General features: G+C 42.3%; 17 protein-coding genes. 13 read left to right on the forward strand and 4 right to left on the reverse strand.

Going from position 1 to position 17,421, the window contains the following annotated elements; all coding sequences use genetic code 11:
• Window positions 1–278: 278 nt before the first annotated feature.
• The 5 genes from ACBR23_RS09565 to ACBR23_RS09585 all read left to right on the forward strand — a co-directional run bounded on the left by ACBR23_RS09565 (window position 279) and on the right by ACBR23_RS09585 (window position 2,912).
• On the forward strand, window positions 279–527 hold the full coding sequence (locus ACBR23_RS09565; protein WP_340550668.1) for a hypothetical protein: 249 nt from the start codon (window positions 279–281) through the stop codon (window positions 525–527).
• Window positions 521–871 (forward strand): type II toxin-antitoxin system PemK/MazF family toxin, encoded by a 351-nt coding sequence (locus ACBR23_RS09570; protein WP_026787033.1) that lies wholly within the window; start codon window positions 521–523, stop codon window positions 869–871. Before ACBR23_RS09565 ends, ACBR23_RS09570 begins: the two co-directional genes overlap by 7 nt.
• Window positions 872–1,079: 208 nt before the next feature.
• Window positions 1,080–1,730 (forward strand): Uma2 family endonuclease, encoded by a 651-nt coding sequence (locus ACBR23_RS09575; RefSeq protein WP_371118961.1) that lies wholly within the window; start codon window positions 1,080–1,082, stop codon window positions 1,728–1,730.
• A gap of 115 nt (window positions 1,731–1,845) precedes the next feature.
• Entirely contained in the window at window positions 1,846–2,343 is a 498-nt protein-coding gene (locus ACBR23_RS09580) for an N-acetyltransferase family protein (protein WP_371113734.1), read from the forward strand.
• A 173-nt stretch (window positions 2,344–2,516) separates the two neighbouring features.
• Window positions 2,517–2,912: a hypothetical protein gene (locus ACBR23_RS09585; RefSeq protein WP_371113733.1), complete on the forward strand. Its 396-nt coding sequence runs from the start codon at window positions 2,517–2,519 to the stop codon at window positions 2,910–2,912.
• Between the two features lie 98 nt (window positions 2,913–3,010).
• Here ACBR23_RS09585 and dnaG read toward each other — a convergent pair whose 3' ends face one another.
• Entirely contained in the window at window positions 3,011–5,038 is a 2,028-nt protein-coding gene (dnaG, locus tag ACBR23_RS09590) for a DNA primase (RefSeq protein ID WP_371118960.1), read from the reverse strand.
• Window positions 5,039–5,113: 75 nt separating this feature from the next.
• On the opposite strand from dnaG, the gene ACBR23_RS09595 reads away from it, so the two are divergent.
• The 4 genes from ACBR23_RS09595 (at window position 5,114) to mgtA (ending at window position 9,458) form a co-directional block, all read left to right on the forward strand.
• Entirely contained in the window at window positions 5,114–6,049 is a 936-nt protein-coding gene (locus ACBR23_RS09595) for an NAD-dependent epimerase/dehydratase family protein (RefSeq protein WP_371113731.1), read from the forward strand.
• Window positions 6,050–6,063: 14 nt separating this feature from the next.
• Window positions 6,064–6,375: a hypothetical protein gene (locus tag ACBR23_RS09600; protein ID WP_371118959.1), complete on the forward strand. Its 312-nt coding sequence runs from the start codon at window positions 6,064–6,066 to the stop codon at window positions 6,373–6,375.
• A 186-nt stretch (window positions 6,376–6,561) separates the two neighbouring features.
• Window positions 6,562–6,834 carry a hypothetical protein gene (locus tag ACBR23_RS09605; protein WP_371113729.1) on the forward strand — a complete coding sequence of 91 codons (273 nt, stop codon included), beginning with the start codon at window positions 6,562–6,564 and terminating at the stop codon, window positions 6,832–6,834.
• A gap of 107 nt (window positions 6,835–6,941) precedes the next feature.
• Window positions 6,942–9,458, forward strand: coding sequence for a magnesium-translocating P-type ATPase (mgtA, locus tag ACBR23_RS09610; protein ID WP_371118958.1), 2,517 nt, complete (start codon window positions 6,942–6,944; stop codon window positions 9,456–9,458).
• Window positions 9,459–9,706: 248 nt separating this feature from the next.
• Here the strand turns inward: mgtA and ACBR23_RS09615 are convergent, their stop codons facing one another.
• The 3 genes from ACBR23_RS09615 to ACBR23_RS09625 are packed head-to-tail and all read right to left on the reverse strand — an operon-like array spanning window position 9,707 to window position 13,008.
• Window positions 9,707–11,200: a P-loop ATPase, Sll1717 family gene (locus ACBR23_RS09615; protein WP_371113727.1), complete on the reverse strand. Its 1,494-nt coding sequence runs from the start codon at window positions 11,198–11,200 to the stop codon at window positions 9,707–9,709.
• Window positions 11,201–11,211: 11 nt separating this feature from the next.
• The gene (locus ACBR23_RS09620; protein ID WP_371113726.1) at window positions 11,212–12,573 is read right to left on the reverse strand and encodes a tyrosine-protein kinase family protein; all 1,362 of its coding nucleotides are present in this window, start codon (window positions 12,571–12,573) and stop codon (window positions 11,212–11,214) included.
• Window positions 12,574–12,576: 3 nt separating this feature from the next.
• Window positions 12,577–13,008, reverse strand: coding sequence for a HEPN domain-containing protein (locus ACBR23_RS09625; protein WP_371113725.1), 432 nt, complete (start codon window positions 13,006–13,008; stop codon window positions 12,577–12,579).
• 135 nt (window positions 13,009–13,143) lie between these two features.
• Between ACBR23_RS09625 and ACBR23_RS09630 the strand changes: the two genes are divergently transcribed.
• From ACBR23_RS09630 to ACBR23_RS09645, 4 genes are all read left to right on the forward strand, one after another.
• Complete coding sequence (locus ACBR23_RS09630) at window positions 13,144–14,721, forward strand: pyruvate kinase (RefSeq protein ID WP_371118957.1); 1,578 nt, start codon at window positions 13,144–13,146, stop codon at window positions 14,719–14,721.
• 335 nt (window positions 14,722–15,056) lie between these two features.
• Window positions 15,057–15,533 carry a hypothetical protein gene (locus tag ACBR23_RS09635; protein WP_371118956.1) on the forward strand — a complete coding sequence of 159 codons (477 nt, stop codon included), beginning with the start codon at window positions 15,057–15,059 and terminating at the stop codon, window positions 15,531–15,533.
• A gap of 196 nt (window positions 15,534–15,729) precedes the next feature.
• Window positions 15,730–16,134, forward strand: a complete 405-nt coding sequence (locus ACBR23_RS09640) for a hypothetical protein (protein WP_371118955.1) — start codon at window positions 15,730–15,732, stop codon at window positions 16,132–16,134.
• 321 nt (window positions 16,135–16,455) lie between these two features.
• Window positions 16,456–17,403: a M48 family metallopeptidase gene (locus tag ACBR23_RS09645; RefSeq protein ID WP_371118954.1), complete on the forward strand. Its 948-nt coding sequence runs from the start codon at window positions 16,456–16,458 to the stop codon at window positions 17,401–17,403.
• Window positions 17,404–17,421 lie beyond the last annotated feature (18 nt).

A 17,421-nucleotide genomic window follows, 5' to 3' on the forward strand; every position in this document is an offset into this window, starting at 1 on the left:
TTAGGCATCATAACGAAGATTTGGGTAAGAAACCGGGTTTCTGAGTCCCACGCGCCTAATCCAAGAAACCGGGTTTCTGCGACAATTTAGGCATCATAACGAAGATTTGGGTAAGAAACCGGGTTTCTGAGTCCCACGCGCCTAATCCAAGAAACCGGGTTTCTACGACAATTTAGGCATCATAACGAAGATTTGGGTAAGAAACCCGGTTTCTCAACCCCACGCGACTATATCTAGTTGTTAGAATAGATAAACCTGAGCATTAAAATCGCAAATGTATGACAGCAAAAATACACATCAGCAACTTGGGTAATTCCTTAGCTTTGCCAATACCGGACTATATTGTAAAATTTTTCAACCTGAAAGCAGATGATTCGGTAATTTGCAGTATAGAAAATGGAAAAATGGTCATAGAACCTGTAAATCAGAAAGTTTCCAAATATACCCTAGATGAATTATTAGCAGGCGAAATAGAACCCAGCCAAGAAATCTATTGGGGAAAACCAGAAGGAGAAGAATTTTGGTAAACTATATCCCCGAACGAGGTCATTTCATTCGCCTCAATTTCGATCCTCAAGCAGGGCACGAACAAATGGGAACTCGACCTGCACTGGTTGTGAGTCAAACTAAATTTAACCAAAAAATGGGGTTTGTGTTTGTCTGTCCAATTAGTACCACACAACGCAAAAATCCGTTTTATGTTCCCATTCCAGAAGGTGAATTGGTGACAGGTGTAATTATGACAGATCAACTGCGTTCTTTAGATTATCGATCAAGGCAAGCAAGTTTGATTGGTGAATGTCCAGAAGATTTAGTTAGGGAAGTATTGAAGCGAATTGAACCTATCTTATTTGAAAATATGACCTCCTAGAAACCGGGTTTCTGCGATAATTTTTGTATCCTCACCGAAATGTGGGTAAGAAACCCGGTTTCTGAGGCCCCCACGCGCCTGATCCAAGAAACCGGGTTTCTACGATAATTTTGGCATCCTCACCGAGATTTTACGAAGAAACCCGGTTTCTGACTTCCCGCGCGATCGCTGTTATCATAAAATCACTTCAGAGCAGAAGGGAACGACAATGCCAACCCAAGAAAAACCAGCAATCGCCAAGCAACCACCAACCGAAAAACGGTACTACACGCCGGAGGAATATCTCGCATTAGAAGAAAGTGCGATCGATAAAAGTGAATACCATGATGGAGAGATAGTACCAATGACAGGCGGAACCGCAAACCACAACAAAATCGCACTGAATTTTTGCCGAAAATTCCCCTTGACTGTGAATGGTCAAGATTACGAGACATTTATCAATGATGTGCGCCTGTGGATACCCTTAACTCGCCGCTACGTCTATCCCGATATCATGGTTATTAAAGGAGAACCAAAATATCAAGGAAGTAACAAAACAATTGTTACAAATTCTTTGATAATCGTCGAGGTTTTATCCAATTCAACCAAAGATTACGATCGCGGTGGCAAATTTCTCGCCTATCGCTCAATCCCGGAATTTCGAGAATACATTTTAATTGACCAATATAGCTATCATATCGAGCAATTTGCTAAAAACTCTAATGGCAAATGGGTATTAACAGAGTATGACTCAGAGGAATCGGTATTAACCTTGGAATCAGTAGAATTTCAAATGCCGCTCAGAGAGATTTATGAACGAATTAATTTTGATGTTAAAGACGAAGAAGTGAACGAGTCAATAACTGAAATTCAAGCATAAAATCGAGTTAGTTGATAATCCAAGAAACCGGGTTTCTGCGATAATTTTGGCATCCTAACGAGATTTTGTGAAGAAACCCGGTTTCTGACTCGCACCCATCGCCCAACAATAATTCATGAAAATCCGCGACGCAAGTGAAAGCGACTTACCAGCAATAGTTCAAATATACAATGCAGCCATACCAGGTCGATCGGCTACAGCAGATTTAGAACCAATCTCCGTCGAAAGTCGGCTTGCTTGGTACAGAGAACATTCCCCTGATTCCTTACCAATTTGGGTAATGGAATCAGAACAAAATATCATTGGCTGGCTGAGCTTGCAACGTTTTTACGGGCGCGCCGCCTATCAGCATACAGCAGAAGTGAGCATTTACATCGCACCCGATCGCCAATGCTGCGGAGTCGGACAAAAATTACTCCAACAGGCAATTCGGCGCTGTCCCGAATTAGGAATTAAAACCTTAATCGGCATAATTTTTGCCCACAATCAACCAAGCTTAAAATTGTTCAATAAATTTGGATTTCAGACTTGGGGACATCTACCACAAGTCGCCGAACTTGATGGAGTTGAAAGAGATGTAGTAATTATCGGTTTGCGTTTAAACAAACCATAAACTAGACCGAAAGAAACCGAAATGGACAGCCCGGAACACCGATCGAGTTTTGGCTGAATGCAAAATTTATTTAAGAGAATTGGAAACTCCCTAAATAATTTGCTATAATTATGAATAGCAGCACCCAAGTGGTATTGCTAACCCCACAGAAAAGGTTAGAGGAGTTAAGTCAAATGCCAAACAAACTCCAAGTTAAAACACAATCAGTCGGATATAGCGACTTTTACTGGAACCGCTTTAGTCCGAGAGTTGCTACTATCAGCAGCATCCGTAACGCCAATCACTGGGAGGGTGGATTTATCACTTATATTGCCTATCCCAGAAAAGTTGAAGCTATAGCAGCAATGAAATATTTACTGTTGCATCAACAAGTTACGGATGTAGATATGCGAAAAGCCAAACGGATGAAAGCAAAAGGTATTCGTTGGGAGCTAAAAATACGGGGTTTAGCTTTTAATCAAGTGCTGAAATTTGCCACTATGGACATAACTAGCGAGCTAGTTATATCCCCAGCATTTGAAACCGCTTCTACACGCAGGAAGTCCGCGCCACGCGAGAGTGAAGGATAATATCAATTCCGGTTGCATCAGCGAAATGACTGTTGACTGCTGAGTGTTTAAACAATACCGATTCCAGCGTCAACGATATCAGTACCTGGGAGTGCAAGCTAAAAATTGCCACTCCAAGGTACTGATATTAAATCGTAAAAATTGACTTGACGCAACCGCTCCAATTCCTCTATCCATTCTTGTTCAGCGAGGACTTGTTGGTGATATTCTACAGCTTCTTCACAATTACTCGCCACATTCGTATTTTCCCACATATTCAGTGCAATGCGACGGCGTTTCATGCTGATAATTTGCTCGATGCACGCCAGAGCCGACCGAATTACTAAAGGTGCGCGATAAACATTTTTTTCCGACAACTCATTTAGGTGAAATAAATGAGAAATTTGATTGAGTTGATGGGGATATTCTATCAAACTATCTTGTAATTTTAATATTAACTCAGAAGGCGCTATTTGTAAATAGCTTTTATGCAATATTTCCGCATTCAAAATCTGATGCCACAAAAATCTATGGTGAGAAAGGCTAAACTGCACTTCTCTAGCTTCTATGGATTCTCTGACATCTTGCCGATATTCGGGACAATGCAAGTAAATCTGCAACAATTGCGCTTCTGCTTCTTCTAAAAGACTTCTGGCTACGGCGGAAAAAGTTTCTTGGGAGCGATTTTTGAGGCTGCTTGTAGTCTGACTTTTGTATTGTTTATTTGGCTTGAGTTTTTTTCTAATTAACAGTGGCATTGTCAATGATTCATCTTGAATCAGCCTTTTACCCCAATCGCTAACTACTTGGTTGAGCAAGCTTTCTGCTAGCATTTTGGTCAATTTAAACTCTCCTTTGCTGAGAATTTCGGCGGATTTTTGGAGGTAATGTGCCAGTTGATTGTCATCAGTGATTTTTGTTAATAAATGCACAATCTTTTTAGTAATTTGTTGATAAACATCAGCTTGTTTTAAATCTTGGTTGACCAACATTTGTTGAAGTTGCCAGTCGAGCCATAGAGGAGCTGTTTTCAGCAATTCTCGATATTGTTCAGGAGAGTAAGTTTTGAGGAATTCATCGGCATCTTTACCATCGGGAATGTTGAGAACTCGCAGTTGTACTTCTCCTTGATAGGCAAGTTTTTCTATTTCTCCAATCGCCCTTTCTGCTGCTTGAGTTCCGGCTTTGTCGGCATCGAAATTCAGGATAATTTGTTTGGAGTCTGTGTAGCGCAATAACTGCCGCACTTGATCTAGGCTGAGGGCTGTACCCAGGGAAGCGACGGCGTTGCCAATGCCCGCTGCATGAAGGGCGATCGCATCAAAGTACCCCTCTACGACGACGGCGGCATCTGCTTTGCTAATGGCGATTTTAGCTGTATCTAGGGCAAATAAAGTTTTGCCTTTGTCGAATAGTTCTGTTTCGGGAGAATTGAGATATTTTGGTTGTTCGTCGCCGAGACTTCTGCCACCAAAACCGATGACTCTACCTTGGGTGTCGCGAATGGGAATCATCACGCGATGGCGGAAGCGGTCGTAATAGCCACTGCCTCCTGATTTGCGTGGTACAATTAATCCTGCTTGTTCTACTAACTGGGCTGGATAGTGCTTTTGTTCTACTAAATAGCTGTAGAGTGTTTCCCAACCTTGGGGTGCATAACCTAACTGAAATTGTTGGATAGTTTCTTCGCTAAGCTGGCGATTTGATTTGAGATAGGCTAGGGTTTCTTGTCCTTGGGGTTGTCTTAAAGCGTGTTCGTAAAACTTGGCGGTGAGGGCGGAAATTTCATAGAGTTGTTCTCGCAGAGAAATTTGGCGCTGTAATTCTTGTCTATGTTCTGGTTCGACTGTTTTGACTTGTACTTGATAGGTTTTAGCCAAGTCTAATACTACTTCGCTAAAAGAGCGTTTCTCTAGTTCCATGAGAAACTTAAAGGCATTTCCGCCAGCGCCACAGCCGAAACAATAGTACATTTGCTTGGCTTGGTTGACGGTAAAACTGGGAGATTTTTCGTCGTGAAATGGACACAAGCCTACGAATTCTTTGCCTCGTTTTCGCAATACGACGCGGCCGGAAATGACATCTACTATGTCTGCTCTTTGTTTGACTTCTTCGATGGTTTCGGGATGTAGCCGTGGAACTTGCATAGGAATTTTTGAGTAAAGCTAAGCAGTAATTTTATTGTAAGATGTTGACACTAACTGTAAGGAGTCTGGAAAATAATGCGAATTTTAATGATGGGCGGTACTCGATTTATCGGGGTTTATCTGACTAAGATTTTAGCAGCACAAGGGCATGAGGTGGTACTGTTTAATCGTGGCAATAAGCCAGTACCAGTTTCAGGAGTGCAGCAGATTCAGGGCGATCGCACTAATGTCGATGGACTAAAAGAACAGTTATCGACTCTTGAGTTTGATGCCGTTTTTGACAATAACGGTCGGGAACTGAGCGATACAAAGCCTTTAGCTGAAATATTTAAAGGGAGGGTGCAGCACTTTATTTATATGAGTTCTGCGGGGGTTTATTTGAAATCCGATCAAATGCCTCATATTGAAGGGGACGCTACCGATCCCAAAAGCCGACATTTGGGCAAATTTGAAACCGAAAGTTACTTGGCAGAGTCCGGTTTACCTTGGACTTCAATTCGCCCGACTTACATTTATGGCCCCCAAAATTATAACGATTTAGAGGCTTGGTTTTTCGATCGCATTGCGCGCGATCGCCCGATTCCGATTCCTGGTAATGGAATGCACTTCACGCAGTTAGGGCACTGTCAGGATTTGGCTAGGGCGATGGCGGCAGTTTTGGGGAATCAAAGGGCGATCGGGCAAATTTACAACGTTTCGGGCGATCGATTTGTCACCTTTGATGGCTTAGCCCGCGCCTGCATTTTAGCCGCCGGCAAATCAGCAGATGCTATTAAGATTGTACACTACGATCCAAAACAATTTGACTTCGGCAAAAAGAAAGCTTTCCCCATGCGATTACAGCACTTTTTTGCCTCAGTGAACAAAGCTGTTACCGAGCTTAACTGGCAGCCAGAATTTGACCTAGTTTCTGGGTTAAAAGATTCTTTTCAGAATGATTATTTAGTTTCGGGAAGAGACAAAGGGGAGATTGATTTTTCTGTAGACGATCAAATTTTGAAAGCGATTTAAACAGTCCTGGACGCATGGGGAATCAAAAACCCGGTTTCTACGTGAATATTTGTCGAAAAAAACGACAATTTTTGGAAGAAACCGGGTTTTTTGCATCCTGGATTATTAAACTGATGTCAAATCCGGCTGATTCAAATTATCAGCTTGTGGCATATTTTATCAGCCGGAAGTCTTGGGTGGTTGCTGATTCGCGGGAATCCCACAATCCTGCTGAGGGAAAATGGCACCCTGATGCTGTTGCGATCGCCCTTGGAGTTTCTTTATCCCCAGAATCGAGGGGGCTGCTAACCCAGATTTGGGAGCGAGGAGATATCTACCTTACCTAAAATTTGGGTCTAAAGATGGATGGCAATCAATCCGAATTATGAAACCATAATAGCGATACCGTTAAAAATTTAGGAAAAAGTGCCTAAATCAAAAACACCTTGACATGGCCACTGCTAAGCGGACGGTAGAGCACTGATACTGAGCCTATTTGTGCTTGTAGAAATGTTAAAAAAGAGGGAGATTTCATGGAAAATACGTTATTCGATCGAACATTCCGGGACAGCGAAGGCAAAATTACGATCGCTCAACCACCAAATTTACCACTAATTGTCTGGATTCTAGCTAGTTTATTAAAGCTGATTCTTACCACGGGAAAAGTTAATTTAGGGTTGGAAATACTAGCTTTTGGTTCCTTGTTTACTTGGGCTTGGGAAGAATTATTTCAAGGCGTTAATTACTTTCGGAGAGCATTAGGTCTAATTGTGCTTGTGGGTCTGATGGCATCGAAAATGCAATAACTAGGTTAGCGGACATAAACTCCCCAGCCAGATAAATCTAAGTTAATATCCACAAATTATATCTAGATAATAGCATATTTATTTAATGAAAACTCAGGTATCAAAAAATGAATCAACAGTCTACATTTTGGAGCTTATCCACAGATACAGTGCTTCAACAGACGCACTCTACAGCAGCAGGATTAAGCCATGCTGATGCGCAACAACGCCTGAGCCAGTACGGCGCAAACAGCCTCAAACAAATACACAAATCGAGCGCATTCATGATGTTGCTCAATCAGTTCAAAAGTCCGATTATCTTGATTCTGATTTTGGCGGCGGTGCTCTCGATTTTTCTCAAAGATGCGGCAGATGCGATTATTATCATAGCGATCGTCCTGATTAGTGGGCTGTTAGGATTTTGGCAAGAGCGAGGAGCATCGAATGCGGTAGAAAAATTATTAGCTTTAGTGCAAGTTAAAGCAACTGTGTTGAGGGATGGTCAATCTCAAGAAATCCCTAATGAGGAAGTAGTTCCGGGCGATATTGTGGTGCTTGGGGCGGGTAAAACTATTCCCGGCGACTGTCTAGTTTTAGAGTCAAAAGATTTATCAGTGAATGAAGCAGCACTAACAGGAGAAACTTATCCAGTTGACAAACTAAATGGTGTATTGCCAGCGGTAACTGGACTAAATCAACGCACCAACTCCCTCTATATGGGAACTAATGTTATTAGTGGAACTGCGAAAGCAGTAGTTGTTCATACTGGAAAAGAAACTGAATTCGGCAAAGTATCGCAACGCTTGAAACTGAGACCTCCTGAAACGGAATTTGAACATGGGCTGAGCAAGTTTGGCTACTTTTTGATGGAAGTAACTCTAGTTTTGGTAGCTCTAATTTTTGCGGCCAATGTCTACCTGCATCGCCCTGTGCTGGAATCTTTTATGTTTTCCCTAGCGCTGGCTGTGGGTTTGACCCCTCAACTGCTACCTGCGATCGTCAGTGTTAACTTGGCTCGCGGTGCTGCGACAATGGCGAAAAAGCGGGTGATCGTGAAGCATTTACCCGCGATCGAAAACTTTGGCAGTATGAATGTGTTTTGCACCGATAAGACGGGTACGCTCACGGAAGGAGAGGTGAAAATTCACTCTGCGGTTGATGTCGAGGGGAAAGATAGCGATCGCGTTTTACTTTACGCTTATTTGAATGCTATCTCTGAGTCTGGTTATGTGAATCCGATAGATACAGCGATTCGCGAATACAAAACCTTCGACATTTCTACCTATCAAAAATTAGATGAAGTAGCCTATGATTTTAACCGCAAACGTCTCAGCATCCTGTTCAAAAAAGATAGTAGGAATCTAATTGTCACCAAAGGCGCACTGAAAAATATTCTGGATGTTTGCTCAACCGTTGAAACTGCCGAAGGGAAAACCATCGACATTGCAGACGGACGACAAAAACTCCACCAACAAGCGGAAGATTTGGGCAGTAAAGGATTTAGAGCCTTGGGTGTGGCTTATCGCGATTTCGAGCGAGATTCCTTCAGCAAAGATGATGAAACAAACATGACATTTATGGGCTACCTTGCGCTCTTCGATCCGCCAAAAGCGGGCATCGCTGACACCATAAAAGAGTTGGAACTGCTGGGAATCACTCCGAAGATGATTACCGGAGATAGCAAGGCAGTGGCAATGAGTATTATTCAGCAGATAGGACTGCCTGAACCAAAGGCAATGACCGGATCTGAACTCGAAAAGCTCAGTGATGAAGCTTTGATGCACCGAGTACAAGATACAAATGTTTTTGCTGAGGTAGAGCCGAACCAAAAAGAGCGGATTATTATCGCTCTCAAAAAAGCGGGGAATGTAGTTGGATATCTGGGAGATGGGATTAATGATGCCTCTGCGCTTCATGCTGCTGATGTCGGCATCTCAGTCGAGAGTGCAGTTGATGTTGCCAAAGAAGCGGCTGATATTGTGTTGATGGAAAAGGATTTGAATGTCCTGATCGAAGGTGTCAAGGAAGGACGGGTGACATTTGCTAACACTTTAAAATATGTGTTTATGGCAACGAGTGCCAATTTTGGGAATATGTTTAGCATGGCGGGAATTTCTCTGTTTCTCCCCTTTTTGCCACTGCTACCTAGTCAGATTTTGCTGACCAACCTCTTAACTGATTTTCCAGAATTGACGATCGCTACCGATCGCGTAGACAAGGAGTTAGTCAGCAAACCTCGCCGGATGGATATCAAGTTTATCCGCAACTTCATGATCGTGTTTGGTTTGTTGAGTTCCATCTTTGATTACCTGACGTTTGGGGCGTTGCTGCTGCTGCTGCACGCTCAACCACAACAGTTTAGAACAGGCTGGTTTTTGGAGTCTGTAATCTCTGCTTCGATGGTGGTGCTAGTCGTTCGTACCCGCAAATCTATTTTCGACAGTAAACCCGGAAAATACTTGTTGATGGCAACGCTGGCTACCGTAGGAGTGACGATCTTCATGCCCTGGACACCTTTAGGAACCCTGTTCGGATTTCAACCGTTGCCGTTGAGTTTTGTGTTGGTGCTGGGGGCGATCGTCTTGTTCTACGTTACGGCGGCGGAGAATGTGAAACGAGTGTTTTACAGTCGCGTGAAATTTTAGTTGTCAATTCGCAGCACTTATGGGTTAAAGCATTAGATATCAAATGGGTTTTAGCAATGGCATTTTGGGCAGAATAAAAATTAGGTATTATATCAATTCCCGTTGTATCGGAATGATTTAACCGCGAAGGCGCGTTCGGCGAAGCCGTTCCCGTAGGGTAGGACGCGAAGGAAGAGAAGAGAGAGTTTAATAATTCCGATGAAGACAGGATTTGGTATTACCTCCTCTACCTGATTTTTAGTCTGATGTTACTTGGGACGTTTAACCCCACCTTTCCGTTTAACTTGAAATCCATATAAATAGATTTCAGGCATATTAATTCGTCCATCAAGACGACCTTCTATAATTCCAAGTTGAAGTAGATATTGCAAAATTCCTTCGGGGTTAGTAACAGGTGGTTGTTTTTCAGGAATCCATGTAGTTGATTTTACCCTCTCTAAAAATACTTCCTTTGGCATGGGAGCGCTCAGATTTACTAAGCTCATTTTGAGAGATTCTAGCCAAGGATACTCTTCCTGTAATTCCAGAATTCTATCATCTGAAGTATTCATTAAAGCCCCTTGTAAATCAGAGGGTTGCAAGAGTAGCGTATTTTGTTCAACGGTCGAGTGCTGTTGTATTCGACTTTGTGCAGCTAAGGCAAATAACTTGAGAAAAGAACGTGGCGCAATTCGACCACCAGCATCCTGAAGGTGATTGGGAATCCAGCGATAGGTAATTCCTTTTTTAGCATTAGCCCCCATATACTTACCAATCATCATTTGAATTAGTTCTTCAAACAATTTTTCATTTGATGTTGCAGTCCAGCCCAAATCAGTTTTGTTTTCAATAATCAACTCTGGGATATTTTGCAAATATTCTGTCATTTCATTACCAGAGTTCGCAAGTCGTTTGACCAAAAGTTGGTAAAGCCATGAATGTTTCCATTCCAATCGAATTTGATGGGCTTGCAGTTTGGAAGCATCAGGAAAACTCAAAACATCCTCTCGAAATAGATCGGTACGCAAAAATATTTTGGGTCGTATTCTATCCCAACGTCCCCATCGATTGAGCCACAAAGCTAAAAGTTCACGAATTGGACTTGCTAAAGCAGTATAGGAAGCAACTAATCGATCTAATTCATCATAAGTGACAAATAACCAATCATCTGCTTCAATCAGTTTTTGATCTAATTTATCTAAGACAGAATTTAAATTTTCAAGATTTTGATTGACAATAGGTTGCCAAATTGATAAGCGAGATAAGTCATCTCTAAGAATGTTGGCTATTTCTGTCTCTATTTGTTCAACAAGAAAATCTTTGAACTTAAAATCTTCTTGCTGTAATAACCCACCTAAAATTAAACCTATCCAGAAGCTTCGCCATTCAATATTTGTAGCCTTATCCATTTGGTTTTGAACACTCTCTGGCGTTGGAAATCGCTTTTCTGCTGTGCGAGTCCTTCCAAAGCCAGCTATCCACGTCGTTTTGCTCAAAGTAGGTAAGGATCTGATTCCCAAGCTTTCAACCAAAGATTCTCGTCCTGAAGGGATTGCGAGTAAACGGAATAATTCTGTTTTTCCTACTCCACGACCTCCTAGTATTAATAGTGTATTGGGTTCTAAAGCATAACGATAATCTGCTATGGGTAAAAAGTTTTTTAAGAATTTATCCTCATCATTACTTTCCTGTTCAGCAGTTCCCAGACCAGGAGCGATATTCGTTATTAATTCTAGTAATCTCTGTTTATTAATTTCAGACATAGTTTTAATTGCTATACATTTTTTAATTCACGCCCAAAAAGTATACATAATTTTTCTGCAATATCCTGATAAGGAGAATTAGTCATTATCTTTACGAGGTCTGACAGTCGATTTGATTTTGAGTTGCGAGAAAATAGAGCTATGTCGCCGCGTAGACTCTCCTGATACGGCACAACCACAGGAAAAAATGGTTCTTCTCTATTGTTAGGATCAGGGACTGTTTCATCTTCAGAGTAATAGTTTTCTTTAAAAACAATGTAGGCTTGTTCTTGAAATTCCGTGAGTTCTGTTTCTCGTCCTGATATTCCGATTGCTGGAGCCATCGAATGTACAAGAATCAACGGCAAACGCTCATCAATTCCAGGACTTGCTAAATGTCGAATAACATGAGTTAGTCCTGCCCAACTTTGGCGTGATTGAGTCCCAAATATGACTACTCCATGTGAAAGATTTGTGATTGCCAAGCCACCAATATCATGAAAACCAGCCCGCGCATCCATCAAAATAAAATCTAAAGGTCTTACTGCACTTTCCAATTCTCTTAACATATTTTGCATTGTACTTTGCAGTTCACCATCGACAAGGTTCTGAAAGTCCAATCGGGCTAACTTCTCCAAATAATTATCATCTACTGTTCCTGCGGGAAGTAATTGCAAGGGTTGTCCATAATCACCTAGTAACGTCTGCTCATTAATAGGTATGATGTGAGTGCGAAGTTTCCAATCTTGATTTTGAATCTTCTTTTCCAATAAATAATCAATTACACCTAGATTATTGGAGCTATCTGGTGAAAAAATTGTAGCCAAGCCTGGTGCTTCTAAATCGAGATCAACAATGGCAACTCGATGCCCGTTACGAGCTAAAGTCAATGCAGTAGCAACGAGGGCACTGGTTCGTCCTACACCTCCTTTGAAAGAGAAAAAAGATACGATCGCGGGCTTATGCTTTTTCTCGACTAAATCCTCTGACCAAGGTGGTTGACCTAATTTCTTGTCTGTCCATGCCTGTTTAGCAATGTGGCGTTCAAGAATATACCAGCGCGGCAAAACTGATTCATCATCCCAAGGTGCTAAAACTCTTTCAGCCTTAATAGTATCAATTAAAGCTTTATAACCATCATTTTTTCCTGCTGGCAGCCAAATGTCATTGCCATAGTAATTGCCAAGTTTGCTAGATAAAAATATCTTAAGCTTAGCAATTTCTGATTCTTCAATGCTACGATCGTTTAATTGTTCAATAAACAGCCTAATTTTTCCATTAACATCACGAATAATAGTGACAGACTTAAGTTTAGGAACAAGTGTAACTACAATGCTTTGTTCCCTAAAGCATTCCTGGACTTTATCAAAGGTTTCACCAAAACTGATTGTCATTCTTTAAATATCCTGGCTGGAAATTGAGCCATTTAGCACTAACTTGGGGATGATTTCTCGATAAATTTCTTCGGCACGTTGAACGGCAGTTTTTGCCTCAGCTTCAGCCCAAAGTCCAGATTTGGAATATCTCCTCTCTGGATGATTTTGAGCTAGAATAGTATCAGCTATTCGTGAAGCAGGAAGTTGCCTATCCAGAATAGGATAGAGAACCCGCAAGCGTTCCATTGCCCTTCCCTCAAGTTCAGTGAGGTCGTGTCCATATTTTTTTACCGCATCTCGATCGTGCTTAAAGTGTTGCTCGACAAGCACTTTAAAGGAACATTCTACAACATAACCTGCTAGATAAACGGCGTTGTCCCACCGCTGCTCTCCCAAAAGAAGTTGGGCATCATGTAAATGCCTGCCTGCTGAGTTGGAAAAGGACTCTTGCATTTTTCAGTTGATCCAGAATAATTGAAAGTAAAGTTATAGTATAGGGAAAAGGGCTAGCGATCAATCTCAAGCGGTACACTTTAGCAGTAAACCCGGAAAATACTTGTTGACGGCATCCATCCCACACTTTGATATATGATTAGCCCAACTTCAGAACTTAGTGTTGAACCGCTGAATCTATCAAGTCCACAGAATTTGCTATCGACTCTGCAAGAACTTCGCCAGACTGTTGAAAGCGAAGGAAAAGCTACTTTTAACCAGTGGCGATCGCACATTCAGCGTCCTGAGTTTCTGGCTAGCGCCTTGAATTTAGCTGAGTATATAGCTTTACGTCGGCACGATCTCCGCGACCTCCAAGCTGCACTAATGCCTTGGGGCTTATCCTCATTAGGACGGATTGAAGGACGGGTGATGCCCAATCTTGATGCTGTCATTGCCACCTTGGAAGTGATTTGCGGATCTGAGTCTGCCCAGCAACTCAACCGTCCACCCATCGAGTTCTTTTTTGAGGGCGATCGATTACTACAACAGCACACGGAAGAATTGTTTGGTCAATCTCCACTCCAGCGGCGGGTGAGGATTATGGTTACGCTACCCACGGAAGCCGCCACTGATTATGAGATGGTGCGAGAAATGATGCAACGTGGGGCAAACTGTATGCGAATTAACTGCGCCCACGATACGATCGCAGTTTGGCAAGACACGATCGACCATATCCGTCGGGCCCAGCAGGAAACCGGAACGCCTTGTAAAATCATCATGGACTTAGCTGGTCTCAAAATCCGTACAGGAGTGGTACTTGCTCCCCATCATAAAAAACGGGTATTTAAAGGCGATCGCATCCTGCTGTTGCGTTGTGAGCCTAAAATTGCCACTAAAGCAGCGGCAAGAAAAGTAGAAGCAGGTGATGCTATCCCATCCCATGTCAAGCATTTCCAAACTTCCTGCACAGTTCCCGAAATTCTCGATTTATTAATAGTTGATAACCCTGTGTATATCGACGATGGCAAGATTCAGACTCGCGTGATTGATACCCAGCACCGAGTACACAAAGGACAGGGGATTTTACTAGAGGTGACAAATGCCAGCCCCAAAGGAGTCAAACTCCGCCCCCAAAAGGGGTTAAATTTCCCAGATACAGTATTGCCGCTCAGTCCTCTGACTGAAAAAGATTTATCCGACCTAGATTTTGTCGCTACCCACGCAGATATTATTGGCTACTCTTTTGTGCAACGTCCTGCTGATATTGAGTTGCTTCAACAAGAGTTGGATCGGCGTTTGGTCAAAGGGCAGTCCCGACCTGCGATCGTGGCAAAGATTGAAACCGCGATCGCAGTTTCCAATCTGCCAGAATTAATCATCTATGCAGCAGGTAAACAATCCTTTGGGGTCATGATTGCTAGAGGTGATTTAGCCGTTGAAATTGGATATCAACGTTTAACAGAGATTCAGGAAGAAATTCTCTGGCTTTGCGAAGCGGCGCATATTCCTGTGATTTGGGCAACTCAAGTCCTAGAGAGTTTGGTGAAAAATGGCATACCTTCGCGGGGAGAAATGACCGATGCCGCAATGGCTGAACGCGCTGAGTGTGTGATGTTAAACAAAGGGCCGTTTGTTGCTGAGGCGATCGCCATTTTGGATGATGTTCTAACCCGCATGGAAGCCCATCAATCGAAAAAAACGCCACAATTGCGCGCACTTCATTCGTGGTAATTCTTTTTACCCGCAATATGAACCATGTCGAACAAAGCCGCCGAAAAGCTGCGGGAAATGGTGAACACAACGGCAACGGTGAGTCGTAAAGATGCCATTTAAAGATGCTGCACCTAAAGAAGAGAAGGGAATCACAGCAGGAAAAAAATTGCGGTGAAGCTGTGCCTGTTGATGTCAGTAAGTCATCCCAAAGGTGGAGAGTTTATTGAGCAAATTGGTTTAAGGTTAAACCAACAACGAAAGAAACCCTAATTCCATTTTTCTGAGGGTTAGTAGTTTTTCTAGTCAATCTGTTCGGCTTGAAGGAATATTCATTTAAAAAGAAGGTAATAATTATGTCTGTTCAAGAACAAGTTACTTCAAAAGAGCTATTTACATCTGAAGAATGGCAATCTCTACAATATTCACCACTGTGGGTTTTTAGTGCTGTAGCGGGCGCTGATGGAGAAATTGATGACCAAGAAACTCATGCTCTTGTTAAAGAGGTGGAAGAAGCTCCTCTCTACAAAATTCCACTTGTACGCGATGTTTTTGCATCTGTCTCGATTGATTTCAACAACATCATGAAGCAATATGGTGCTGATTCTCGTGATGTATCAGAGGGGCTTGGCGATGTTGCTGACATTCTTGCCAAGAAAGTTTCTACAGAAGAATCGAAATCCTTTAAAGGTGCTTTGATTTTTCTTGGAGTCAATATTGCCAATGCTTCTGGAGGATTTCTTGGCTTTGGTGACCACATGAGCGATGAGGAAAAAGCTGCGATTGGTTTAATTGCTGCTGTGCTGAGAGCTGACTTATCTGATTTTACCTAAGAGGATGTCTGAAAAGTCTGCATCTGTGTAGCCTTGTCAACTAAAGTCGCAGCTATAGGGACAAAATCTGCCTCCATTTTTCGGAGGGTTAAGCTGATATGCAGCTAAATCGAATAATTTAGCGCCTGCAACGAATAAATAGTTAGGCGGGCGCGCAAAAGGAAGCAAGAAGTCCGCATTTAGCGGGTTCTCAAACTTGGATAAAATAACCAGCGAGGAGAATGGTATGACTATTTGTAAAAAGCATTCAGATCAGATTCATATGTGGGCAGCTGCTGGTGGAGCAACTGCCGCTGTTCTCCCAGTGGGTCTTGATGCTGCGGCGCTTATATTACAAGAGGTACTCATGGTAATACAAATAGGATCACTGTTCGGAGTGAACATTGAGAATGCTACAGCTCAGGGTATTCTTACTGCCACTATTGCATCGGGCATTGGGGTGGCAGCACATGCAACTGCAGTTGCCGGCTTGGAGGCGGCAAATCTTGGATATCCATTTACTATACCAGTTAAGATAGGAATTGCGGTTGGCATTATCGAACTCGTTGGTCGTGCTACATATACCTACTTTGAAAGTGAAAAAAAGAAAGAAAGAGAGTGAAACAAAGAAGTGTTCTTTGCGCTCCCTGAGCACTTGCTTTTAGGCGTGACGGAAATTTTGTTGCTAGTGGTAGGGTGATAAAAGGCTTTCTCAGTTACTTGTTCAGCCAAGTGAACTTGGCTGAACAAGTAACTGTATAAATCGGTTAAGTTCTTTCCCTATAAATCGAAATAACCACACATCGCAAGTTTTACCTTTCATTTTAAGTAGGCTTTACCTCTATGGATATGCCTTGTTATTCACATGAATTGATGTCAGAAGCAAAAGTTTCTAATTTGATTCTTTGTAGACAGATATCAAGTTCAATAAGAAAGCAAACTCATGCAAACTAAAAAAGCAAAAACCATGACTATCAAATACTTAGATAAAACTTTTTTAGGCTTCCAAGAATACATTCAGCATTCTGATACAGGTAGGCGATCGGGCATAGCCTCTGCACCTGTATACGCACATCCCGTAGATGAATGGATTATTCGTACATTGAATGCCACACCAGTCAAAGCCGTCCTTAACAAAGCTATGGATGCTTTAGTCAGCTTACAGTTTGGGCATGACCTAGCTAGTAGTGTCTTTATTGACCAAAAATCTTTTCCTGATGTATTCGAGGTGGTGGCTCATTGTGCAAAGACCTTGGATATCCCTATCCCCCATGCAGTCACCAAAGACGGATCAGATTTCTTTAATGCCTACACGGTAGGAACTGATGAATATGCCTTGGTTTATATTTCACCTGGGCTATGCCAGTATTTTTCTAAAAAAGAAGCCTCTTTTGTTATTGGGCATGAATGTGGACACATTGCGGCTGGTCACGCTATGTACCATACGTTAGTTCAAATGCTGACAGGTGCAATTACTCCCTATCTTGGCTTCATTGGTGTAGCGCTACGCGCTACCGCAGGCATCCCTTTGATGGCTTGGTCTCGGCGTGCAGAAGTTACAGCGGATCGGGCGGGACTACTCTGTTGTGGTGATATTGCCATAGCTGAACGAGCTTTATTGCGTTTAGTAACCGGGATTGCAGACGTTAATCAAGTTGATATTGAGGACTACCTACGGAAATTTACAGAAGTCAGAGAGTTTCACAAGTTTGCTGAATGGCAAGATTTGAATGATAGTCATCCTGAAATCCCCAAGCGTATTCAGGCTCTCAGACTTTTTGCTAATTCTGAAATCTATTACTCTCTCACTGGCAAAGAAAAGCCTGTTGGCAAGAAGCTTCTCAACCAAGAGGCTTTAAATCAACAAGTCAGCAAAATTGTTCAACCCTAGAAATTGAAGCGGAGATAA

This window comes from Microcoleus sp., from assembly GCF_041354475.1.
Taxonomy (GTDB): domain Bacteria; phylum Cyanobacteriota; class Cyanobacteriia; order Cyanobacteriales; family Microcoleaceae; genus Microcoleus.